The organism is Nonomuraea angiospora (genome assembly GCF_014873145.1).
GTDB classification, from domain to species: domain Bacteria; phylum Actinomycetota; class Actinomycetes; order Streptosporangiales; family Streptosporangiaceae; genus Nonomuraea; species Nonomuraea angiospora.
Genome location: NZ_JADBEK010000001.1, coordinates 13,072,964 through 13,093,168, shown reverse-complemented (window position 1 = coordinate 13,093,168; position 20,205 = coordinate 13,072,964). Strand labels below are relative to the sequence as shown.

Genomic DNA, 20,205 nt, shown 5'->3' with positions numbered 1-20,205 from the left:
CGCAGGCTGTTGCTCACCACGAACACGCTTGAGAACGCCATCGCCGCGCCCGCGATCATCGGGTTGAGCAGGCCCAGCGCGGCCAGCGGCAACGCGGCCACGTTGTAGGCGAACGCCCAGAACAGGTTCCCCTTGATCGTCTTCAGCGTGCGGCGGGACAGCCGGAGCGCATCGGCGGCCACCCGCAGATCGCCGCGGACCAGGGTCAGGTCCGAGGCCTCGATCGCGGCGTCCGTGCCGGTGCCCATCGCCAGCCCCAGATCGGCCTGCGCGAGTGCGGCGGCGTCGTTGACCCCGTCGCCCACCATGGCCACGACCCTGCCCTCGGCCTGCAGCTTCTTGACCACCTCGACCTTGTCGGCGGGCAGCACCTCGGCGATCACCTCCTCGATGCCCACCTCGGCCGCCACCGTCCGCGCCACCGCCTCGTTGTCGCCGGTCAGCAGCACCGGCCGCAGGCCGAGCGCCCTGAGCTGCTCGATCGCCTGCCGGCTGGTCGGCTTGATGACGTCGGCCACCACGAGGACGGCACGGGCCTGTCCGTCCCAGCCGACCGCCACGGCGGTGCGGCCCTTGGCCTGCTCTTCGGCCAGCTTGCGCTCCAACTCGACGGGCAGGTGCTGGGACCATTCCGCCAGCAGCTTGGGCCGGCCGACCAGCACCGCGTGGCCGTCCACGATCCCCTGCACGCCCAGCCCTTCCACGTTGGCGAAATCCTCCACCGTCGCGTCCGACTGGGCCGCGCGGGCGATGGCCTGGGCGATCGGATGCTCCGAGGCGTGCTCCAGCGCGCCGGCCAGCCGCAGCACCTCCTCCCGGTCCTGCCCCTCGGCCAGGTGCACCGCGACCAGGGTCATCTTGCCCTCGGTGACCGTGCCGGTCTTGTCCAGCACGACCGTGTCCACCTTCCGGGTGGACTCCAGCACCTCCGGCCCCTTGATCAGAATGCCCAGCTGAGCGCCCCGGCCGGTGCCCACCAGCAACGCGGTCGGCGTGGCCAGACCCAGCGCGCACGGGCAGGCGATGATCAGCACCGCCACCGCCGCCGTGAACGCCGCCGCCACCCCGCTCCCGCTGCCGAGCCAGAACCCCAGCGTCCCCACCGCGAGCGCGATCACGATCGGCACGAAGATCCCCGAGATCCGGTCGGCCAGCCGCTGCACCGCCGCCTTACCGGTCTGCGCCTCCTCCACCAGCTTGGCCATCTGCGCCAGCTGCGTGTCCGCGCCCACCCGCGTGGCGCGGACGATCAGGCGGCCGCCCGCGTTCACCGTCGCCCCGGTCACCGGATCCCCCGGCCGCACCTCCACCGGCACCGACTCGCCGGTCAGCATCGAGGCGTCCACCGCAGAGCTGCCTTCGAGGATGACGCCGTCGGTGGCGATCTTCTCACCGGGCCGCACCACGAAGGTGTCGCCGACCTCGAGCTGGTCGGTGGGGATGCGCCGGCCGTCGGCCAGCTCCACCTCCTTGGCCCCCAGCTCCAGCAGCGCCCGCAACGCCGCCCCCGCACGCCGCTTGGAGCGGGACTCGAAGTAGCGGCCGGCCAGGATGAACGCGGTCACCGCCGCCGCGGTCTCCAGATAGATGTTGCCCGAGCCGTCGGTGCGCTCGATGGCGAAGGAGAACGGGTGCGTCATGCCCGGCGTGCCCGCACTGCCGAAGAACAGCGCCCACAGCGACCAGCCGAAAGCGGCCAGCGTGCCGACCGAGATCAGCGTGTCCATCGTCGCCGCGCCGTGCCGCAGGTTCGTCCAGGCCGCCTTGTGCAACGGCCAGCCCGCGTACACGACCACCGGCGCCGCCAGCACCAGCGACAACCACTGCCAGTTCGTGAACTGCAACGCCGGGATCATCGCCATCGCGACCACCGGCACGCTCAGCACGACAGCGGTGATCAACCGTTGCCGCAGCGGCTTCAGCTCGTCCTGAGGCTCCTGCTCGGCCGCGGTCCCGGACTCGGCGGGCGGGGCGGGCAGCGCGGCCGTGTAACCGGCCTTCTCGACCTCGGCGATCAGCTGCTGCGGATCCACCTCCGCGGGGAAGGTGACCTTCGCCTTCTCCGTCGCGTAGTTCACCGTCGCGCTCACGCCTTCGAGCTTGTTCAGCTTGCGCTCGATCCGGTTGGCGCAGGACGCGCAGGTCATGCCACCGATCGACAGCTCGACGGCCCTGCCTTCAGTCAGGGAGGACATCACGTCTCCTTTCTTCGTGTCCTGCGATCAATGCGGGTGGTTGCCGCCATGAGAAGGGCTTGCGCTCGGCTCCGCCGCGGGTTTGGGCTGTCCGGCACCGGCCTGAGCGGTGAAGTCCGCGGTGCGGACCTTGCCGTCATGCTGGAAGTCCAGGAACAACCGGTAGTCGCCGCCGCTGGGCACCTCCGCGTAGAAGGTGATCTCCGGCCCCGCCTTGACGCTCTCCTCCGGATGCACGTGCAGGTAGGCCAGATCCCCGGCCCGCAACGCCACCAGATGCCCGTATGCCCCCAGATACCGCTGCAGGTCGGTCACCGGCCTGCCGTCCTTGCTCACGCTCAGCGTCAGCTTGCTCGCCTGGCCGGGCACGAGATCACCCGCCAGGGAGACCGTGTAACCATCCACCGTCGCCGTACGAGTCACCTGGGGAAGGGGCTGCGGCGCGTAATCCCCTGCCACCAGCAGATCCGCGCCAAGAGTCAGACCGCTCCCGCCGGTGGGGGCGAAGTCGGCGAAGGCCCGGTAAGCGCCCGGGTCCTCCAGCGTCAGCTTCACCGACCACACGCCATCGGCACCCAGGTCCGGATGCACATGCTGGAAGCTCCCCAGATCCCGCGACACCACGATGAAATGCAGCTTCTTGTCATGCTCGACCTGATAGTCCGTCACCGGCCTGCCATCGGGGCCCGTCACCGTGAAACGGAAATCGGTCGGCTCGCCCGGCTTGACGGTGGTCAACGGGTTCAGGGTGTAACCACTCTCGGACACTTGGAGCCCCCCAGGGGTATCATCCTTCGCTGCCGTAGTGGCCTCCGCATGACCGCCATGACTGTCGGCGGCGGGAGCCGAATGGGTCGTCCCGTGTTCCGGCTTCGCCGGGGCGGGGCCGACCTCCCCCACCGCGCTGCCGACCCCCAGGGCGCCGCCGAAGACGACGGCCAGCCCCAGGACGTACGCACCCAGTTTGGTCGCCGCGTTCATGACTGGTTCGCCACCTCGTAGCCGGCCTCCTCCACGGCCGCGACGATCTCCGCCGCGTCCACGGGGCCGTCACTCTCCACGGTCAGCAGGCCACTGGCCAGATCGACCTCCACGGAGGTGACCCCAGAGACCTCACCGACCTCCTCCTTCACCGAGCTCACGCAGTGGCCGCAGGTCATGCCCTTGACGGTGTAGGTAGCAGTAGCCATATCGATCAACCCTCTCCGGTGATGCCTGTCGACTCCTGCAACGTACCATACCCCCCTACCGTATTCCAATCCGAGGGTTTTCCGAGCTCATTCATCGTCCGCGCCCACGAAAGAGCAGCTCGCCCGCAGGTTCGCCAGATCGCCACCGCCCCTGCCCCGCCGAGGCGAAGCCCAGATGGGCGATCGGGGCTGACAGCCGGCACGACTATTAGTCGGCATAGTAGATCACGCGTCAGCTCCACCCGAAGGCACAACCAGGGCGGAGCCGTCATTGCAGCTCAACGCGAATTACGGTGTTTACACAATGGACTCTTGCATCTACGGAGCGGACCTATAGAGTCACGTGCAACGCACGCCCTCCCCGATGGGGTCATCTGCACCTCTCATACCCCCCGGAGGTTTAGTTGTACCGAACCACGGCCGCCCTGCTCTCCCTCGCGCTCCTCACGGCCTGCGGATCCAGCGCCAGCACGACACCCACCACCCCCGGCACCCAGCAGGCGAAGAGCATCACCGTCGCCATCTCCTCTGACGAGGGCACGCTCACGCCGTTCACCAACCAGACCGGCTACCCGGGCAACAACCTGGTGAAGCTGCTCTTCGACACGCTGGTGATCGTGCGGGGCGACGGCGTCTCGCCGCTCCTGGCAAAAGAGATCAGGACCTCCGACAACAAGACGTTCGCCCTGCCGCTCCGGCCGGGCGTCACCTGGCACGACGGCAAGCCGCTCACCGCCGACGACGTGGTGTTCAGCGTCGAGTTCTACCGCAAGAACATGGAGGGCGACTCGTCGATCGACGTCCGCCCGATCGCGAAGGTCAGCGCCGACGGCGACACCGTGACCATGACGCTCAAGGCGCCCGACCCCGAGTTTCCGCGCCGGATCCTGGCCGACATGGCGATCCTTCCCAAGCACCTTTGGGAGTCGGTGCAGAAGGTGAGCACGGCGGGGGTGGACAAAGCCGTCGGCAGCGGGCCGTACAAGCTGGCCAAGTACGACAACGCCCGCGGCTACACCCTCACCGCCAACCCGACCTATGCCCTGGGCAAGCCCAGAGTGGATTCGATCAAGGTGGCCGTGATCCCGGAGGAGTCCACCCAGTTCGCCGCCCTGCGCACCGGAGAGGTGCACATGTCCGCGCGCATCGTGCCCCCGCAGCAGCTCGCCACGCTGGAAAGGCAGCCGGACATCGGCGTGGTCAAGGGCACCGAGTTCGCCTCGACGCTGCTGGCGTTCAACACGACCAGAGCGCCGTTCGACCGCCCCGAGGTACGACGGGCCCTGGCCAAGGCCGTCGACACAGCGGATCTGGTCAAGACGGCGCTGCTCGGTCAGGGCACCCCGGGCAACCCCGGCTTCATCCACGCCGAATCACCCATCAAGGGCGACCCGCTCCCGCCGATCTTCGACGCCGAAGCGGCCGGGCGGGAGCTCGACGCTCTCGGCGCCAAGCCGGGACCGGATGGCATCCGGGTGCTGGACGGCAGGCCCATGGCGTACGAACTGCTGGTGCAGAGCACCTCGACGGACCGGCTGCGCAGCGCCGAGCTGATCCGCGACATGCTCAAGAACGTCGGCGTCGCGGTGAAGGTCACCTCGCTCGACTCCGACTCCCTCGACGCCAAGGTCTGGCCCGACTACGACGTCCGCAAGGGCCGCAACTACGACATGTCCATGTGGGGCTGGTCCGCTCCCGTCATGCTCAGCAGCGGCACCATCGCCCAGCTCCTGGCCTCCGACCCGGACGACGGCAGCCTCAACGTCGTCGGCTTCAAGAGCCCGGCCGTCGACGAGACGATCGCCACCATGACGGCCGCGCCCACGATGGAGGCCAGAACGGAGGCGGCCAAGAAGCTCCAGGCCCAGATAGCAGAGCAGATGCCGTTCCTCACCCTGTACTACCGCAACGGCGCCTACGCCTTCCGCAAGGACGTCTACAGCGGCTGGACCTGGCAGAACGGCGCCGGCGCGGTGAACAAGTTCTCCCTCGTCGACTATCGCCTCGGATGACGGCCGTCCAAGCCGTCCGCCGCGGCTACCCCCGCTACCTCGCCGGCAGGCTGGCCGAATACCTCTCGGTCCTGCTGGTCGCGCTCACGCTCAACTTCGCGCTCCCCCGGGCGCTCCCGGGCGGCCCGCTCAAGCTGTTCGGCAGCCCGGAGGCGCTGGCCAGGCTGACCGCCGACGAGCGCGCGCAGATCGCCACGCAGTACGGCTTCGGCCGGCCGCTCCCCCAGCAGTTCCTCGACTACCTGACCGGCGTGTTCACCCTGGACCTCGGCACCTCGCTGTCGGACGGCCGCCCCGTCATCCAGGCGCTGGCGGACGCGCTGCCGTGGACACTGCTCCTCGTGGGCACCAGCACCGCGGTGACCGCCGTCCTGGGGGTGACGCTGGGCGTCGCGGGCGCCCTGCGCCGCCGCCGGGGCAAGGGCTCCGGGCTGCTCGGCGCGGCCGTGGTCGCCGACTCGGTCCCGCAGTTCTGGCTGGGCATGCTGCTGATCGTCCTGTTCGGGGTGAAGCTGCGGCTGCTGCCCACCTACGGCGTGTCCGGGCCGGAAGGGGTGACGGCCGGCGGGGTCCTGCAGCACCTGGTCCTTCCGGTCGCGACGCTGACCGTCACCGGCATGGGATATCTGTTCCTCTACACCCGCTCGTCCCTGCTCACCGTGCTGACCAGCGAGCCGGTGCAGCATGCCCACGCCCGCGGAGTGCCGTACGGCAGGCTCGTGCGCAGGCACGCCCTGCGCCCGGCGCTGCTGCCCGTGCACACGATCCTCATGCTGGAGATCGGCTTCCTGGCCGCCGGGGCGATCGTGGTCGAGACCGTCTTCGCCTATCCCGGGCTCGGGCGGCTCACCTTCGACGCGATCACCGCCCGCGACTACCCGCTCATGCAGGGGGCGTTCCTGGTGCTCACCGTCATGGTGGTGCTCATGAACGCGCTGGCCGACGCGACGTACCCGCTGCTGGATCCCCGCGCCAGAACCGGAGGCCGGCAATGATGTTCCTCAAGGCGCCGCGCCGGAACCTGCTCGGCGCGCAAGGAGTGATCGGCGTGGGCGTCCTCGCCGCGATCGTCGCCATCGCGGTGTACGGAGTCACCCTGCCCGACGGCGCGGGGCGCGAGCGGGTGGCCGAACCGTACGCGCCGCCACGGGCGGGCTTGCCGCTGGGCTCCGACGATCTCGGCCGGGACCTGCTCGACCAGCTCGTCGTGGGCGCCGGCACGTCCCTGAGCCTGGCGTTCATCGTCGCCGTCTGCACCACCCTGCTCGCCGCGATCGTCGGCGGCGCCGCCGGGATCGGTCCGCGCTGGCTGTCGGTCTCGCTGATGCGCGGCGCGGACGTCCTGCTGATCCTGCCCGAGCTGATCCTCTACATCCTGGCGGCCGCGTTCCTCGGCCAGTCCTTCGGCGTCCGGGCGGCGATCCTGGCGCTCATCCTGTGGCCGGTCCCCGCACGGGTGCTCCGGGCGGGGGTGCTCACCGCCTGGTCCCGGGGCCATCTGGAGGTGTCGCGGGCCATGGGCGCGCCGGCCTGGTGGTTGCTGGCCCGCCACGGCACGTACCTCATCGGGCCGCTGCTCATCCCGGTCTTCGTCCGCACCGCGAAGGTCGCCATCATCTACGACGCCACCCTGTCCTTCCTCGGCCTCGGCGACCCGACCTCCCCGAGCTGGGGCACCACGCTCTACTGGGTGCAGACCAACGGCGTCTTCCTGTCCGACGCCTGGCTGTGGTGGGCGCTGCCGCCCGGCGCCGCCATCACGCTCACAGTGCTCTGCCTCGCCCTGATCGGCGTCGCGGTGGAGGAACGGCTCAACCCTGCCCTGCGGGAGGCTGCCCGATGACCTTGAAAGTGCGTGACCTGACCGTCCGGTACGGCGGCCTGGCCGCCGTCTCGCACGTCAGCCTCGACATCGCCGACGGCGAGATCCTGGCGCTGGTCGGCGAGAGCGGCTGCGGCAAGACCTCGCTGGCCCGCACCCTGCTCGGCCTGCTCCCCGCCACGGCGCGGGCCGGCGGCTCCGCGCTGCTGGGCGAGCACGAACTCGTCGGACGGACCGACTGGACAGGTGTGCGCGGCACCCGCGTCGCCACCGTGCCGCAGGGCGCGATGACCGGGCTCAGCCCCGTGCACCGCATCGGCGCCCAGCTCGCCGAGATGCTCGCCCTGCACGGCGGCACGGCCCGGCCCGCCGACCTGCTCGACCGCGTCGGGCTCCAGCCGATGATGCTCAGGTCATATCCGCACGAGCTGTCCGGCGGGCAACGCCAGCGGGTGGCCATCGCGCTCGCCCTGGCCGGCGAGCCGGACCTGCTGGTCGCGGACGAACCCACCACCGGCCTGGACGCCATCACCCAGCGGCAGGTCCTCGCCCTTCTGGCCGAGCTGGGCACCAGCATGCTGATCGTCTCGCACGACCTGTCCGGACTGCTGCCGTACGCCGACCGCGTCGCCGTCATGTACGCGGGCCGCCTCGCCGAGGTCCGCCCGGCTCGCGCGCTGTCCCCGTCTTCCGCCCACCCCTACACGGCGGGGCTGCTCACCGCGACCCCCGTCGCCGACCGGCAGGTCGCGTGGGGCAGCATCCCCGGCTCCGCACCCGCACTCGGGCACGCCCTGCCCGGCTGCGCGTTCGCGGCCCGCTGCCCGCTGGCCGTCGAGCGTTGCCACGAGGAGACGCCGTCCCTGGTCGCACACGGACAGGCGCAGGTCGCCTGCCACCGTCACGACGAGCCGGACCTCCCCTCCTACCCGAACGTGCCCCGCGTCGACAGCCCGCCGGGAAGCACCGTGGTCAGCGCGTCGGGCATCCGGCACACCTACCGGGCCCGCTCACGTGTCGTGGACGCGCTGCGCGACGTCGACCTCGAGATCAGCGCGGGCGAGATCGTCGGTCTCGTGGGCGAGAGCGGATCGGGCAAGAGTACGCTCGCCCGGATCCTGCTCGGTCTCATCAAGCCGACCGCCGGTCGCGTGACCCTCGAAGGCCAGGAGCTGACGGCCGGCCGCGCGCTGCGCCGCCTGCGACGACGGATCGGCTTCGTCCACCAGGACCCCTACGACTCCCTCCACCCTGGCATGCGGGTCGCGGCGCTGGTGGCCGAACCGATGGCCGTGGCCGGAGTGCCTCGCGGCGAGCGACTCGGCCGCGTCCGGGAGTCGCTGAGGGCCGCCGGGCTGCCGGACGATCCGGAGTTCCTCGCCCGCTTCCCCGGACAGCTGTCCGGCGGCCAGCGCCAGCGGGTGTCCATCGCCCGAGCTCTCGCCGGCAGCCCCGCGCTGCTCATCGCGGACGAGGCCACCTCCATGCTGGACGTCTCCACTCGCGCGGGGATCGCCACCACGCTGCGGTCCCTGGCCGGCGAGCGCGGCCTCGCCGTCCTGCTCGTCACCCACGACCTGGGCGAGGCCGTCCAGTCGTGCGACCGCATCCTGGTCCTCCAGGCAGGCCGGGTCGTTGAGCACGGCCCGGCCGAAGACCTGGCCCGATCCCCGTCCCACGCCTACACGACCCGGCTCCTCCGGGCCTCCACATGAGACTTCCTACCCTATACCCGTTCAGGGTATCATTCACTACTATGGAGATACGTAGTTCGGTCCTGCTGTGATGGACGTCTTTTCCCGGCTGGAATCGTTCGGGGAGCGCTTCCGGCTTGAACGTGGCCTGACGCCGCACGACGGCTGGATCGCCTGCGACCGGCTGCTCGACCCCTCATCGGCGGAGCTCTCCCGCGTGCTGGAGGCGGAGCGCGCGGCCAGCGGCCAGAAGTCGGATCATGCCACCGCGCTGACCGTCATGGCCGTGTACGCGGGCACCGTGACCGCGTCCGCGTTGCTGGCATGGGCACTCGACCGGGTGGTCGTGGACATGCGACCGCACAACGTCGCCATCCGGCTGTCCGAGCACCACGGGTTCGAGGCGGTCGCCCTACGCGAGCCGAGCGCCGTGGAGGCGCCCGTCGGCACGCTCGTCTCCTGGGTGCTCGACGAGCATCTTCTCCCGCTCGCGCACGCCATGCGGACGCGCACCCGGGCGGGCTTGCGCCAGCTCCATGGCGGAGTGGCGCACGGGTGCGCGGCGGCATTCTGCATCGCCAGCCGACGCGGCGGCGACGTCGATCTGCTGCAACGGGCCTACGAGGAGTTCCTCGCCGCCTCCACCGGCGGCCTGGAGAAGCTCGGCGAAGTGATCAGGCTGCGAGAGGGGGATCGCGAAGGGCTGTTCTACCTGCGCAACACGTGCTGCCTCTACTACACCTCCGACGAGGCGGTGAAGTGCTCCAGCTGCTGCCTGGACAGCATCGAGGACCGCGTGACCGCCTACCGCCGGGTCCTGGCGAACGGAGTGGTCCCCCACTGAGTCGCTTCTCAGCCGCCGGGCGGGATGTGGCGCAACCGGAGGAGCGCGAGAATCGCCGCGCCGCCCGCGATGACCGCCGCGATGCCGGCCGCCACGTTGAGTCCGCCGGCGAAGGCCTCCCGAGCGGGGGCGAGGACCTGCGCGGCCAGCTCGCCCGGCAACCCCCGCGCCGCCGAGACCGCGCCGTCGAGGCTGTCGCCACTGGCCGCGACGGCTTCTGGTGGCAGGCCGCCGGGCAGTTCGCCGCTGATCCGGGTGCGGTAGACGGCGGCGCCGATGCTGCCGATGACGGCGATGCCGAGCGAGATGCCCAGGTCGCTGCAGGTCGTGGCGAGTCCGGAGGCCGCGCCCGCCTTCTGCGGCGGCACCGAGCCCACGACGAGGTTGGTGGTCAGCGCCATGGACGGCGCGACCGCCGGATAGAGCACCATGAAGCCCGCGACCAGCAGCGGCAGCCCGCCGACAGCGCCGACCTGGGTGAGCATCAGGTAGCCGATCACCTGGACGGCCAGCCCGGCCGCGATGAGATGGCCCGGGCGGACACGCCGTACCAGGATCGGGGAGACCGTCGAGACCAGCACCAGCAGGGCCGCCCCCGGCAGCACCCACAGCCCCGCCTGCAGCGGGGAGAGCCCCTCCACCAGCTGGAGATACTGCGTGACCAGCAGGTACACGCCGCCGAGCGCGACGGCGGCCAGCAGGAAAACACCCAGCGCACCGCTGACCGCGCGGTGGGCGAACAGCCGCACGTCCAGCAGCGGCTCCGGCAGCCGCAGCTGGCGCAGCACGAACCACACGCCGAACCCCACCCCGGCCACGACGCTCACCAGCGCCGTCGCGAGCGTGCCGGCCTTGCCCAGCTCTTTGACGCCGTAGACGATGGGCAGCAGCGTCGCCAGCGACAGCGCCACGCTGAACAGATCGGGCCGGCCCGCCGCCGGGTTGCGGTTGTCGGGCAGCAGCAGGAGGGCGCCGATGGCCACCGCCACCATGACCGGCACGGCCACCAGGAAGGCCGCCCGCCAGGAGAACGTGTCCAGCAGCGCCCCGCCGAGCACCGGGCCGAGGCCGGTGCCCACCGAGATGCCGCCCGACCAGACGCCGACGGCGACGCCCCGCTGCCGCGCGTCGGCGAACGTGGCGAAGATCAGGCCCAGGGTGGCGGGCATCTGGGTGGCGGCCGCGACTCCCAGGACGGCCCGCCACAGGATCAGCAGAGCCGGGTCGGAGGTGTTCGCGGCCACCAGCGAGACCACGGCGAAGACGACGGCGCCGGCGATCAGCAATCGGCGATGGCCGATCCTGTCGCCCAGCGTGCCCATGGTGACCAGCAGCCCCGCCATCAGGAAGCCGTAGATGTCGATGATCCACAACGTCTGGGTGCTGGTCGGCCGGAGCTCCTCGGCCAGCTGGGGAATGGCCAGGAACAGGATGGTGAGCATCATGAACAGCAACATGGCGGGCAGGACCAGCACCACCAGGCCGAACCACTGCTTGGGACCGGCGCGCCGGCCGTCGTCGATATCCGGGGATGACATGAACGTGTTCCTTCAGAGAAGAGCCGCGAGGGAATTGACGTCCCAACGCTAGAAAGACCCGGGCGGCCGTCGAATCAGTGAAATCGCCGGTCTCAGGCGGACCGCTCGGCGAGGACGAGCCGGATGAGCTCGGCCCGCGAGGTGATGCCGGCCTTCTGGAAGACCTTGCGCAGGTGGTAGTCCACGGTGCGCGGGCTCAGGAACAGTTGCGCGGCGATCTCCCGGTTGGTCGCCCCCTCCGCGACGGCCAGCGTGATTCGCAGCTCCTGCGGGGTGAGCGTGCTCAGCGTGTCCGCCTCGGGCGCGCGGGTCCGGGCCGACTCCCCGGTGGCGCGCAGCTCCTCCAGCGCGCGCTCGGCCCAGGGGAGGGCGCCGATGCGGCGGAAGGTCTCCGCCGCGGCGCGCAGGTGTTCCTGAGCCTCGGAGCGTCGCCGGTCACGCCGCAGTCGCTCGCCGAACAGCAGCTCCGTACGGGCCTGCTCCAGCGGGGCGTCGCACCTGGCGTGCAGCCGCAGGCTTTCGGCGTAGTGGACGTCGGCGCCGCCGTCGGCGCGGACCAGTGCCCGGCAGCGGGCCGTGAGCGCGCCCAGCTCCGGCGAGGCGATACGTTCGGTCCACTGTGCGTAGCGGGCCGTGGCCGCGGCGGCCCGATCCCGCTCGCCGGCGCGGACCAGGGCCTCGACGAGGTCGGGGACGATTCCCATGCCCAGGTCAGGGGGCGCGCCGGCGTCCCGGCCGGCGACCGCCTCGAAGTGCCGTACGGCTTCGCGATGCCTGCCCGCGACCAGCTCGATGAGCCCGAGCGCCCGCCTGGCGTGGAACACGGCGTCGGCCAGGTCGCGACCGCTCGCCTCGGCCAGCACGCCGACGGCCAGCTCGCCGGCGTCCGCCCGGCCCCGGATGGCGGCGCACAGCGCGAGCAGCCCTCGGTTGCGGCAGCCCGTGTTCGGCTGGCCGACCTCGGCGGCGAACTGGCAGCCCTCCTCGGCGTGGGCCTCCGCGAGCCCCAGCCTGCCGCGCGAGATCTCATCGGCGGCCTGGTAGCCGAGGTTCCACGCGAGCGCGCCGAGCGCGCCGCTGTTGCGTGCCAGCTTCCCCGCGTTGCGATACAGGCGCCCGCTCAGCTCGCGGTCGCCGAGCTCGCGGGCGATCGACCCGGCCAGGGTCATCGTGATCGGATCGGTGAGCGACTCGACCGCTGCGCGGTCGCGCACGGCCGCTCCTGGATCGCGGCCCGTCCGTGCCCGGCCGGCGTCCCGAAGCAGCAGCAGCACCGCGTCCTGCGGGTCGTCCGGCGCCAGCGTGCTCCCGTCCAGCCATTCGGCGAGGTCCGACCAGGCCTGTGGCCGGTTGGCGCGGACGCCGAGGTTGCCGTACATCGCGGCGGTCGGGGTGAAGCGGCGCCGGTCGATCCGCAGCGCGCGTGGGAGCCAGGGCTTGATGAGGTCCATCGCCTCCGCCGGGGAGCCGGCGAACTCCGCCACGACCGCTCGCATGACGGCCACGGAGATCCGGTCCGTCTCGTCCAGGGAAGGCTCGCGCTCGGCCCGATCGAGCAGCTCGGCGGCCGCAGCGGTGAACCCGCCCTGGGCGGCGGCGTGCGCGGCGGTCCACAGCCGCCGTCCCCTGCGCGGGCCGTCAACCGTGAGCTCGGCCGCCCGCGACAGCGAGGCCATGGCCGCGGCCGGGCCCCCGCGCAGGGCCGCCTGTTCGGCCGAGTGCTCGAGCTGGTCGGCGGCGTGCTCGTCGTGCCCGACCGCGGCCTGCCCGAGGTGCCAGGCATGGCGGTGCTGGTCGGCCGGGGCGTCGAAGGCCGCGGCGAGGGCACGATGGATCGCGACGCGCCGGTTGGCCGTGGCGCTGTGGTAGATCGCGGATCGGATCAGCGGATGCCGGAACACCAACCGCGTCCCGTCGTGGGTCAGCACGTCGTCCAGCTCGGCGCGGTGCAGCACGTCGGTGGCGATCCCCATGGAGGCGGCCGCCCTGTCGATGGTCTCGACGCCGCCCGAGCCGTCGGCGGCGATCAGCTGGAGCAGCGGCAACGACTCGACGTGCCGCGCTCGGATCCTGGCCAGGAACGAGCGCCGTAGCCGATCGGTCATGGCCGGCGGCTCATGCGTCCCCTCCGGCGGGATCGTCGTTCCGGCGAGCTCGAGCAGGGCCAGGGGATTGCCCCCCGTGACCGCCAGCAGCCGATCCTGCGCGCCCTCGCTCAGGCCCGGCTCGCCTGCGCGTCCGGCGAGCAGGGCCCTGGCCGCTTCGGGTCGCAGGCCCGCGAGCGGGATGCGGCGCAGGTCGGGCAGGTCGGTGCTGTGGCCCTCGTCGGCGCGTGCGGCCAGCACCACCGCGACGGGCTCGTCGTCCAGCCGGCGGGCGACGAACGCCAGGGTCTTCAGCGTCGGCCGGTCGGCCCAGTGCGCGTCGTCGACCACGCACAGCACCGGCCTCTCGCCGGCCGCCAGGGACAGCAGCGACAAGGTCGACAGCCCCACCATGAACGGATCGGGCGGCGCGCCGTGCGCGCGCCCGAACAGGACGCGCAATGCCCGCGCCTGCGGGTCCGGCAGCTCGTGGACCCGTCCGAGCACGGGGAGTAGGAGCTGGTGCAGCGTCGCGTACGCGAGATCGGCCTCCGGCTCGACACCCACCGCGCGCAGCACCCGGAACCCGGCCGCCTGTTCCGAGGCGTGTGCCAGGAGGGCGGTCTTCCCGATCCCGGGCTCACCGTGGAGGATCGCTCCGCCGCCGCGCCCCTCGGCGGCGTGCCGCAGCAACGACTCCAGCAGTTCGCTCTCGTCGTCTCTCCCCAGCACACGCCGAGCATAGAAAGCACCGGCAGCCGTGACAAAGCGGGCCTGATGCTCAAGCCCGGGCAGCCGATCGCGGCTGTCGGGATCGTCAGTTGCCGGTGGTCAGGACCATGCGGAAGCGGGCGCGGCCGGAGAGCATCTTCTGGAACGCCGCCTCAGCCTCCTCCAGCGGGACCTCCTCGGTCCACGCCCGGACGCCGTTCCGGGCGGCGAACCTCATGGTGTCCTGGGTGTCGACCGCGATGCCGGAAGCGTGCCCACGCACCCGCCTGGCCGCGCCCACGAGCTGCAGGGGCGTGATGTCCAGCGCCTCCATGTCGACGCCGACGACGATGAGCTCGCCGCGCCGGCCCAGCCCGTCGATCGTCCGGGACATCGCCGTGGCGTTGGTCACCGTCGCCAGCACCACCTTGGCTCCGCCCTGGGCCTGGAGCGCGCCGGCCATGTTCTCGGCGGCGGTGTCGATGTAGCGGGCGGCGCCGAGCTGGTGGGCCAGCGACGCCTTCTCGGGGCCGCGGGCCATGGCGACGGTGTCGAAGCCCATCTTGGCGGCGAACTGCACGCCCAGGTGCCCCAGGCCGCCCAGACCGAGGATCGCGACGGTGTCGCCCGGTCGCGCCGAGCTGCGGCGCAGCGCGTTGTACACGGTCACGCCGGCGCAGGCCAGGGGCGCGGCCTCCACCGCCGTGAGCTCGTCCGGGACCGCGGCCAGGGCCACGGCGGGCACCACGACGGAGTCGGCGAACCCGCCGGCGTACGCGACGCCCGGCACCTGAAGCTCGGGGCAGAGGATGCCGTCGCCCTCCCTGCAGGCGTCGCAGTGGCCGCAGCTGCCGCCGTACCAGCCGACCGCCACGCGGTCACCGACGGACCAGCCGGCGACGTCGCCGCCGATCGCGTCGATGCGTCCCGCGATCTCGTGCCCCGGCGTGACGGGGAAGGTGGCGCCCGGGAGGTGTCCGGCGGTGATCAGCTGGTCGGAGTGGCACACCCCGCACGCCTCGACGGTGACGCGCACCTGGCCCGGGCCCGGCTCCCGGGCATCCACCCGGACCAGGGACAGGTCGCCGCCGGGCTCGGTGACCTGTACGGCACGGTGCGTGGCGGAAGAAGACATGCCGTCTCCTCTTCTTACGGAAGCAGCGGCCTCGCAGAGAGGCCCTCTCTCGCGCACCCTTTCCTGTCCACCGGCCGTCGAACCTGGTCAGAGCGGGTTTGCCAGGCTTTGAGGACGAGGTGGGCCGGAGCGCACGGTCATCCGGACGGCCGTGCGCTCCGGCCCCGCCAGGACGCGGACGCCGCGCTCGTCGACGTTGCGCCGGCGGACCTCCGGGCGGCGGACCTGACTGGACGGATTGTCGATCATTGACCGGTCTCCTCACGATCCGTCCAGACGGATGCTGAAATTTCGGGAATGTGGGTCACGATGGCGGGCGTGAATCTCAACGGCCGCAAATTCGTGATGGTGAGCTCGACCGCGAGCGCAGTCGACCCGGACAGCCCGACGGAGTTCCTGTACCAGGAGGCTGACGGGGTGGTGTGGGGCAGTTACTCCGGCGACACCGTGACCCACGGGCGTTTCGTGGGCATGCGCGACGGCGCCCAGGTGGCGATCTCGTACGCGCACGCGCTGAAGGCCGGCGGGAAGGCGGGCGGCCAGAGCAGCAGCCGCATCGAGGAGGGGGACGACGGGCTACTGCGCCTGGTGGAGGAGTTCAGCTTCGACGGGGACGACACGGTGCACGTGAGCGTGTGCAGGGAGGTCGGCTGATCACTCAGTCGTCCTTGCGGAGGGCGGCGCGGCCCTCGGCGGCGCCGACGAAGCGCATCTTGCCGAGCGGCACGCCGCCCTGCGCCCCTTCCTGGGCGGGCCGCCGGGCCGGGCGGGCCCGGTCGCGATCACGGTCGCGGTCGCTGGGCAGCACGTACGGCCGCCTGAGCACCTCGTCCAGGATGAACACGGTCTCCGTCGCCTTGACGGCCGGGATGTTGGCCAGCCGGTCGGTCACCATGGTGTGCACGGCGGCCACGTCGGACACGCGTACCTGGATCATGGCGTCGTGCTGCCCGGTGGTGATCGCGCAGTACTCCACCTCCGGCATCCGGGCCAGCTCGGCCCGGAACTGCTTCCACATCTGCTGGCGTACGGTCACGAAGATCAGGGCGGTGATGCCGAGCCCGGCCCGCACGTGGTCGATCTCCGCGGTGAAGCGCTTGATCGCGCCGTCGGCGCGCAGCGCCTCGAAGCGCGTGTAGGCGTTCGCCCGGGAGATGCCCACCCGATCGGCCAGCGCGGCCACCGAGATCCTGCCGTTCTCGCGCAGGACCTCGAGGATCTTCATGTGGATGTCGTCAAGCTCGAGACCGATGCCGATCCGTCCAGGCTGACCGCCGCCGCCGACACCATTTCTGGAAATTTCACTCATCATTACCTCATCGACCTTTATATACGTCTTACCGACCGCACAGTGCCTGGACGTTCTGCCGCACAATCCTCGACATCTTCCTGCCGAACGTCCAAATCTTGGAGGACCCATCATGGCGACCCGCTCGCAGACGGCGGCTGTGCTGCTCGCCGGTGCACTCGCCCTGGCCGCCTGCGGTAGCGGCGGCGGCTCCCAGACACCCGCCGCGTCCGGCGGTGGGGGCAAGACCCTCGTCATCGACACGTCCTTCGACCTCAAGACGGCCGACCCGGGCCGCACGTACGAGCCGACGGGGCTGATCGTCGGCAAGGCCGTCTATGAGACGTTGCTCACGTTCGACGGCGCCGACGTGACCAAGCCGGTGCCCGCGCTCGCCGAGTCGTACGAGCTGAGCAAGGACGGCAAGATCCTGACGCTCAAGCTGAAGAAGGGCGCCACGTTCGCGGACGGGTCGCCGCTGACGGCGGACGACGTGGTGTTCTCGCTGACGCGCGTGCGGGACATGAAGGGCACGCCGTCGTTCCTGCTGGACGGCGTCGAGGTGGCCAAGACCGACGACTCGACGATCACGCTGACGTCGAAGGCGCCCAACCCGGCGCTGCCCTACATCCTGCCCAACCCGGCCCTCGGCATCCTCAACAGCAAGGTCGCCAAGGAGCACGGCGCCACCACGGACGCCCAGGACAAGGCCGAGCAGTACCTGAACTCGGCCTCCGCCGGCTCCGGCCCGTACATGATCGAGTCGTTCAACGTGAGCAGCCAGGTCACGCTCAAGGCGAACCCCAAGTACTACGGCACCAAGCCCGCCTACGACAAGGTCGTCATCCGCAACGTCGAGGCCGCCACGCAGAAGCTGAACGTCCAGCGCGGCGACAGCCAGATCGCCCTCAACCTGTCGGGCGACCAGGTCACCGGCATGCCCGCGACCCTGCAGGTCAAGAAGACCGCCTCGGCGAACGTCATCTTCCTGCTGGCCAACCAGGACTCGGCGATCAGCAAGACGACGACCAACCCCAAGTTCGTGGAGGCGGTCCGCAAGGGCGTCGACTACGCGGGGCTGCTGGAGCTGGCCGGCGAGGGCTCGGCGCAGGCGCCGGGCGTCATCCCGTCGCAGCTGCTCGGCGCGCTGCCCGCCGACCAGGCGGCCAAGCGGGACGTCGAGGGCGCCAAGGCGGCGCTGGCCGCCAGCGGCGTGTCGAACCCGACCGTCAAGCTGGAGTACCCGAGCGAGCTGACCGTCAACGGCCTGTCCTTCCAGCCGCTGGCCGAGCGCATCCAGGCCAACCTCAAGGAGGTCGGCATCACGGTCGACCTGCAGCCCGCGCCGGTCACCACGGCCCTGGACAACTACCGCAACGGCAAGGAGGAGATGGGCCTGTGGTACTGGGGCCCGGACTACCCCGACCCGAGCGACTACCTGGCGTTCCTGCCGGGCAAGACGGTGGGCCTGCGGGCCGGCTGGAAGGCGGGGGCGGCCAAGGAGATCGAGGCCGCCGGTGACAAAGCCGCCACGGCGATCGGCGACGACGCCCGCAAGGCCGCGTACGTGGACGTGCAGACCAAGCTGAACGCCTCCGGCCCGTTCGTCCCGCTGATCCAGCCCGGCCAGAACATCGTGACGGCGGCGTCGGTGACCGGCCTCGAGTACCACCCGGTGTGGACGGTGGACGTGGCCGACCTCGGCGTGAAGTAAGGGAGCCTCACAGGTGTCCGACATCCCGGGCGAAGCCCGCCGGGGCCGGACGAGACGGACCCATCCGCTCGTACGCTTCCTGATCCGGCGCATCCTGCTCGCGGTCCTGATGGCCTGGGGCATCACGCTCGTCACGTTCGTCCTGACGAACCTGGTGCCCGGCGACCCCGTGGCCGCGAACCTCGGCCAGCGGGCGCTGGGCGATCCGGCGATCGTGGCCCAGTGGCGGGCCGAGCACGGCCTGGACAAGCCGCTCTGGGAGCAGTACGTGCTCCACCTCCAGGGCCTGGTCCACGGCGACCTCGGCACCAGCCAGCAGAGTCACCGGCCGGTCAGCCAGGACCTGGCCGAGTTCGTCCCGGCGACGCTGGAGCTGGCCGGGGCGGCGATCCTGGTGTCGCTGGTGCTGGGCGTGGCGTTCGGGGTGATCGCCGCGCTGCGCCGGGACCGGCTGTCGGACCACGCGCTGCGCGTGCTGAGCCTCATCGGCATCTCGGTCCCGACGTTCTGGCTGGCGCTGGTGGCGTTCTACGTGTTCTTCTACCGGCTGCAGCTCACCCCGGGCAGCGGCCGGGTGGACGCGGCGCTCAACGGCGCGGTCCCGGCCGTGAGCGGGCTGCAGACCGTGGACGCGCTGCTGGCGGGCCGGTGGGACGTGTTCTCCTCCGCGGTCGGGCACCTCGTGACGCCCGCGCTGGTGCTGGCGCTCTACACGATCGGCCTGCTCACCCGCTTCACCCGCTCGGCGGTGCTGGAGGTGCTGGGGCAGGACTACGTGCGCGCCGCCAGGGCCAAGGGCCTGCCCGGCCGGGTGATCCTCTTCCGGTACGTGCTGCGTTCGGCCCTGGTGCCGATCATCACCGTGGCGGGCCTGGCGTTCGGCAGCCTGCTGTCCGGCACCGTGCTGGTCGAGGCGATCTTCGCCTGGCCCGGCGTCGGCCAGTACGCGTACAAGAGCGCCACCACCCTCGACCTGCCCGCCGTCATGGGCGTCGGCCTGGTCGTCGGCGTCGTCTACCTGGTCATCAACCTGATCGTGGACGTCCTGTACGGCGTCATCGATCCCCGAGTGAGGCTGCAATGAGACGGCGGGACCCCCTGGCCCGCAAGGGTCTGCTCGCCCGGCTGCCCGAGGCGTGGCGGCAGCCGCTGGCCGTGGTCGGCGCCGTGCTGGCGGTGGCCTGGCTGGTCGTCGCGCTGGCCGCCCCGCTGCTGGCGCCGCACGACCCCCTCGCCCAGGACCTGCCGCGGCTCGCGCCGCCGGGGCCCGGGCACTGGTTCGGCACCGACCAGCTCGGCCGCGACATCCTGAGCCGCGTCATGTACGGGGCGCGGGTGTCGATCCCGCTGACGCTGCTGCTGGTCGTGCTCTCGGTGCTGATCGGCGGCCTGCTCGGCGCCTGCGCCGGGTACTTCGGCCGGTGGGTGGACGAGACGATCATGCGGCTGGCGGACCTGGTGTTCGCGTTCCCGACCGTGATCCTGGCCATGGTGGTGGCCGCCGCGCTGGGCGCCAGCCTGACGAACGCGGTGCTGGCCGTGCTGGTGGTGGCCTGGCCCGCGTACGCCCGCGTCACCCGGGGGCTGGTGCTGGGCGTGCGCGAGCGGGAGTTCGTGCTGAGCGGGCGGCTGCTGGGCTTCTCGGTGTGGCGGTCGCTGCGCGTGGACGTGCTGCCGAACGTGACCGGCCCCGTCCTCGTGCTGGCGACGCTGGACATCGGCACCGCGCTGCTGCTGCTGTCCGGGCTGTCGTTCCTGGGCCTCGGCGCCAAGCCGCCCTCCCCCGAGTGGGGGGCGATGGTGGCCTCGGGCGTGGAGGTGTTCGACAGCTGGTGGGTGGCGACGTTCCCGGGGCTGGCGATCCTGACGGTGGTGCTGGCGTTCAACTTCCTCGGCGACACCCTGCGGGACGCGCTCGACCCGCGTACGGCTCGCGCGATCAAGGAGCGTGCACTGTGACCGAGCGAAGCGAGGGAAC

At 71.4% G+C, this 20,205-nt stretch carries 17 protein-coding genes; 9 read left to right on the top strand and 8 right to left on the bottom strand.

Annotated features, from left to right (window positions below; all coding sequences use genetic code 11):
• From H4W80_RS59935 to H4W80_RS59925, 3 genes are all read right to left on the bottom strand, one after another.
• The coding region (locus H4W80_RS59935) for a heavy metal translocating P-type ATPase (RefSeq protein WP_192793168.1) at positions 1 to 2,195 on the bottom strand (2,195 nt) is incomplete at its 3' end.
• 27 nt (positions 2,196 to 2,222) lie between these two features.
• A complete protein-coding gene (locus tag H4W80_RS59930; RefSeq protein ID WP_192793167.1) occupies positions 2,223 to 3,176 on the bottom strand; it encodes a hypothetical protein in 954 nt (317 codons plus the stop codon).
• Positions 3,173 to 3,385, bottom strand: a complete 213-nt coding sequence (locus H4W80_RS59925; RefSeq protein ID WP_192793166.1) for a heavy-metal-associated domain-containing protein — start codon at positions 3,383 to 3,385, stop codon at positions 3,173 to 3,175. Before H4W80_RS59925 ends, H4W80_RS59930 begins: the two co-directional genes overlap by 4 nt.
• Before the next feature lie 404 nt (positions 3,386 to 3,789).
• Between H4W80_RS59925 and H4W80_RS59920 the strand changes: the two genes are divergently transcribed.
• The 5 genes from H4W80_RS59920 to H4W80_RS59900 all read left to right on the top strand — a co-directional run bounded on the left by H4W80_RS59920 (position 3,790) and on the right by H4W80_RS59900 (position 9,757).
• Positions 3,790 to 5,397, top strand: coding sequence for an ABC transporter substrate-binding protein (locus tag H4W80_RS59920; RefSeq protein ID WP_192793165.1), 1,608 nt, complete (start codon positions 3,790 to 3,792; stop codon positions 5,395 to 5,397).
• Positions 5,394 to 6,392, top strand: coding sequence for an ABC transporter permease (locus H4W80_RS59915; protein ID WP_192793164.1), 999 nt, complete (start codon positions 5,394 to 5,396; stop codon positions 6,390 to 6,392). Before H4W80_RS59920 ends, H4W80_RS59915 begins: the two co-directional genes overlap by 4 nt.
• The gene (locus H4W80_RS59910; protein WP_192793163.1) at positions 6,389 to 7,240 is read left to right on the top strand and encodes an ABC transporter permease; all 852 of its coding nucleotides are present in this window, start codon (positions 6,389 to 6,391) and stop codon (positions 7,238 to 7,240) included. Before H4W80_RS59915 ends, H4W80_RS59910 begins: the two co-directional genes overlap by 4 nt.
• On the top strand, positions 7,237 to 8,934 hold the full coding sequence (locus tag H4W80_RS59905) for an ABC transporter ATP-binding protein (protein WP_192793162.1): 1,698 nt from the start codon (positions 7,237 to 7,239) through the stop codon (positions 8,932 to 8,934). The genes H4W80_RS59910 and H4W80_RS59905 overlap by 4 nt, the downstream gene beginning before the upstream one ends.
• 70 nt (positions 8,935 to 9,004) lie before the next feature.
• Positions 9,005 to 9,757, top strand: a complete 753-nt coding sequence (locus H4W80_RS59900) for a (2Fe-2S)-binding protein (protein WP_192793161.1) — start codon at positions 9,005 to 9,007, stop codon at positions 9,755 to 9,757.
• 8 nt (positions 9,758 to 9,765) lie between these two features.
• Here H4W80_RS59900 and H4W80_RS59895 read toward each other — a convergent pair whose 3' ends face one another.
• From H4W80_RS59895 to H4W80_RS59880, 4 genes are all read right to left on the bottom strand, one after another.
• On the bottom strand, positions 9,766 to 11,295 hold the full coding sequence (locus H4W80_RS59895) for an MFS transporter (RefSeq protein WP_192793160.1): 1,530 nt from the start codon (positions 11,293 to 11,295) through the stop codon (positions 9,766 to 9,768).
• 92 nt (positions 11,296 to 11,387) lie between these two features.
• Positions 11,388 to 14,111 (bottom strand): AAA family ATPase, encoded by a 2,724-nt coding sequence (locus H4W80_RS59890; protein ID WP_192793159.1) that lies wholly within the window; start codon positions 14,109 to 14,111, stop codon positions 11,388 to 11,390.
• An 85-nt stretch (positions 14,112 to 14,196) separates the two neighbouring features.
• Positions 14,197 to 15,225: an alcohol dehydrogenase catalytic domain-containing protein gene (locus H4W80_RS59885; protein ID WP_192793158.1), complete on the bottom strand. Its 1,029-nt coding sequence runs from the start codon at positions 15,223 to 15,225 to the stop codon at positions 14,197 to 14,199.
• A gap of 87 nt (positions 15,226 to 15,312) precedes the next feature.
• Entirely contained in the window at positions 15,313 to 15,474 is a 162-nt protein-coding gene (locus tag H4W80_RS59880; protein WP_192793157.1) for a hypothetical protein, read from the bottom strand.
• 69 nt (positions 15,475 to 15,543) lie between these two features.
• Here H4W80_RS59880 and H4W80_RS59875 point away from each other — a divergent pair, with 69 nt between their 5' ends.
• Positions 15,544 to 15,879: an avidin-fold protein gene (locus H4W80_RS59875; RefSeq protein ID WP_318787596.1), complete on the top strand. Its 336-nt coding sequence runs from the start codon at positions 15,544 to 15,546 to the stop codon at positions 15,877 to 15,879.
• 4 nt (positions 15,880 to 15,883) lie between these two features.
• Here the strand turns inward: H4W80_RS59875 and H4W80_RS59870 are convergent, their stop codons facing one another.
• Complete coding sequence (locus tag H4W80_RS59870; RefSeq protein ID WP_192794430.1) at positions 15,884 to 16,534, bottom strand: Lrp/AsnC family transcriptional regulator; 651 nt, start codon at positions 16,532 to 16,534, stop codon at positions 15,884 to 15,886.
• Positions 16,535 to 16,646: 112 nt separating this feature from the next.
• Here H4W80_RS59870 and H4W80_RS59865 point away from each other — a divergent pair, with 112 nt between their 5' ends.
• The 3 genes from H4W80_RS59865 to H4W80_RS59855 are packed head-to-tail and all read left to right on the top strand — an operon-like array spanning position 16,647 to position 20,186.
• Positions 16,647 to 18,227 (top strand): ABC transporter substrate-binding protein, encoded by a 1,581-nt coding sequence (locus tag H4W80_RS59865; protein ID WP_192793156.1) that lies wholly within the window; start codon positions 16,647 to 16,649, stop codon positions 18,225 to 18,227.
• A gap of 13 nt (positions 18,228 to 18,240) precedes the next feature.
• Positions 18,241 to 19,311, top strand: coding sequence for an ABC transporter permease (locus H4W80_RS59860; protein WP_318787595.1), 1,071 nt, complete (start codon positions 18,241 to 18,243; stop codon positions 19,309 to 19,311).
• Entirely contained in the window at positions 19,308 to 20,186 is an 879-nt protein-coding gene (locus H4W80_RS59855) for an ABC transporter permease (RefSeq protein WP_192793155.1), read from the top strand. The genes H4W80_RS59860 and H4W80_RS59855 overlap by 4 nt, the downstream gene beginning before the upstream one ends.
• The last annotated feature ends 19 nt before the right edge of the window (positions 20,187 to 20,205 follow it).

Bases quoted from the DNA above. Each gene is read 5' to 3' on its own strand.
- H4W80_RS59885 (WP_192793158.1), bottom strand. From the start codon at position 15,225: ATGTCTTCTTCCGCCACGCACCGTGCCGTACAGGTCACCGAGCCCGGC.
- H4W80_RS59900 (WP_192793161.1), top strand. From the start codon at position 9,005: ATGGACGTCTTTTCCCGGCTGGAATCGTTCGGGGAGCGCTTCCGGCTT.
- H4W80_RS59865 (WP_192793156.1), top strand. From the start codon at position 16,647: ATGGCGACCCGCTCGCAGACGGCGGCTGTGCTGCTCGCCGGTGCACTC.
- H4W80_RS59930 (WP_192793167.1), bottom strand. From the start codon at position 3,176: ATGAACGCGGCGACCAAACTGGGTGCGTACGTCCTGGGGCTGGCCGTC.
- H4W80_RS59855 (WP_192793155.1), top strand. From the start codon at position 19,308: ATGAGACGGCGGGACCCCCTGGCCCGCAAGGGTCTGCTCGCCCGGCTG.
- H4W80_RS59895 (WP_192793160.1), bottom strand. From the start codon at position 11,295: ATGTCATCCCCGGATATCGACGACGGCCGGCGCGCCGGTCCCAAGCAG.
- H4W80_RS59925 (WP_192793166.1), bottom strand. From the start codon at position 3,385: ATGGCTACTGCTACCTACACCGTCAAGGGCATGACCTGCGGCCACTGC.
- H4W80_RS59910 (WP_192793163.1), top strand. From the start codon at position 6,389: ATGATGTTCCTCAAGGCGCCGCGCCGGAACCTGCTCGGCGCGCAAGGA.
- H4W80_RS59905 (WP_192793162.1), top strand. From the start codon at position 7,237: ATGACCTTGAAAGTGCGTGACCTGACCGTCCGGTACGGCGGCCTGGCC.
- H4W80_RS59915 (WP_192793164.1), top strand. From the start codon at position 5,394: ATGACGGCCGTCCAAGCCGTCCGCCGCGGCTACCCCCGCTACCTCGCC.
- H4W80_RS59880 (WP_192793157.1), bottom strand. From the start codon at position 15,474: ATGATCGACAATCCGTCCAGTCAGGTCCGCCGCCCGGAGGTCCGCCGG.
- H4W80_RS59870 (WP_192794430.1), bottom strand. From the start codon at position 16,534: ATGAGTGAAATTTCCAGAAATGGTGTCGGCGGCGGCGGTCAGCCTGGA.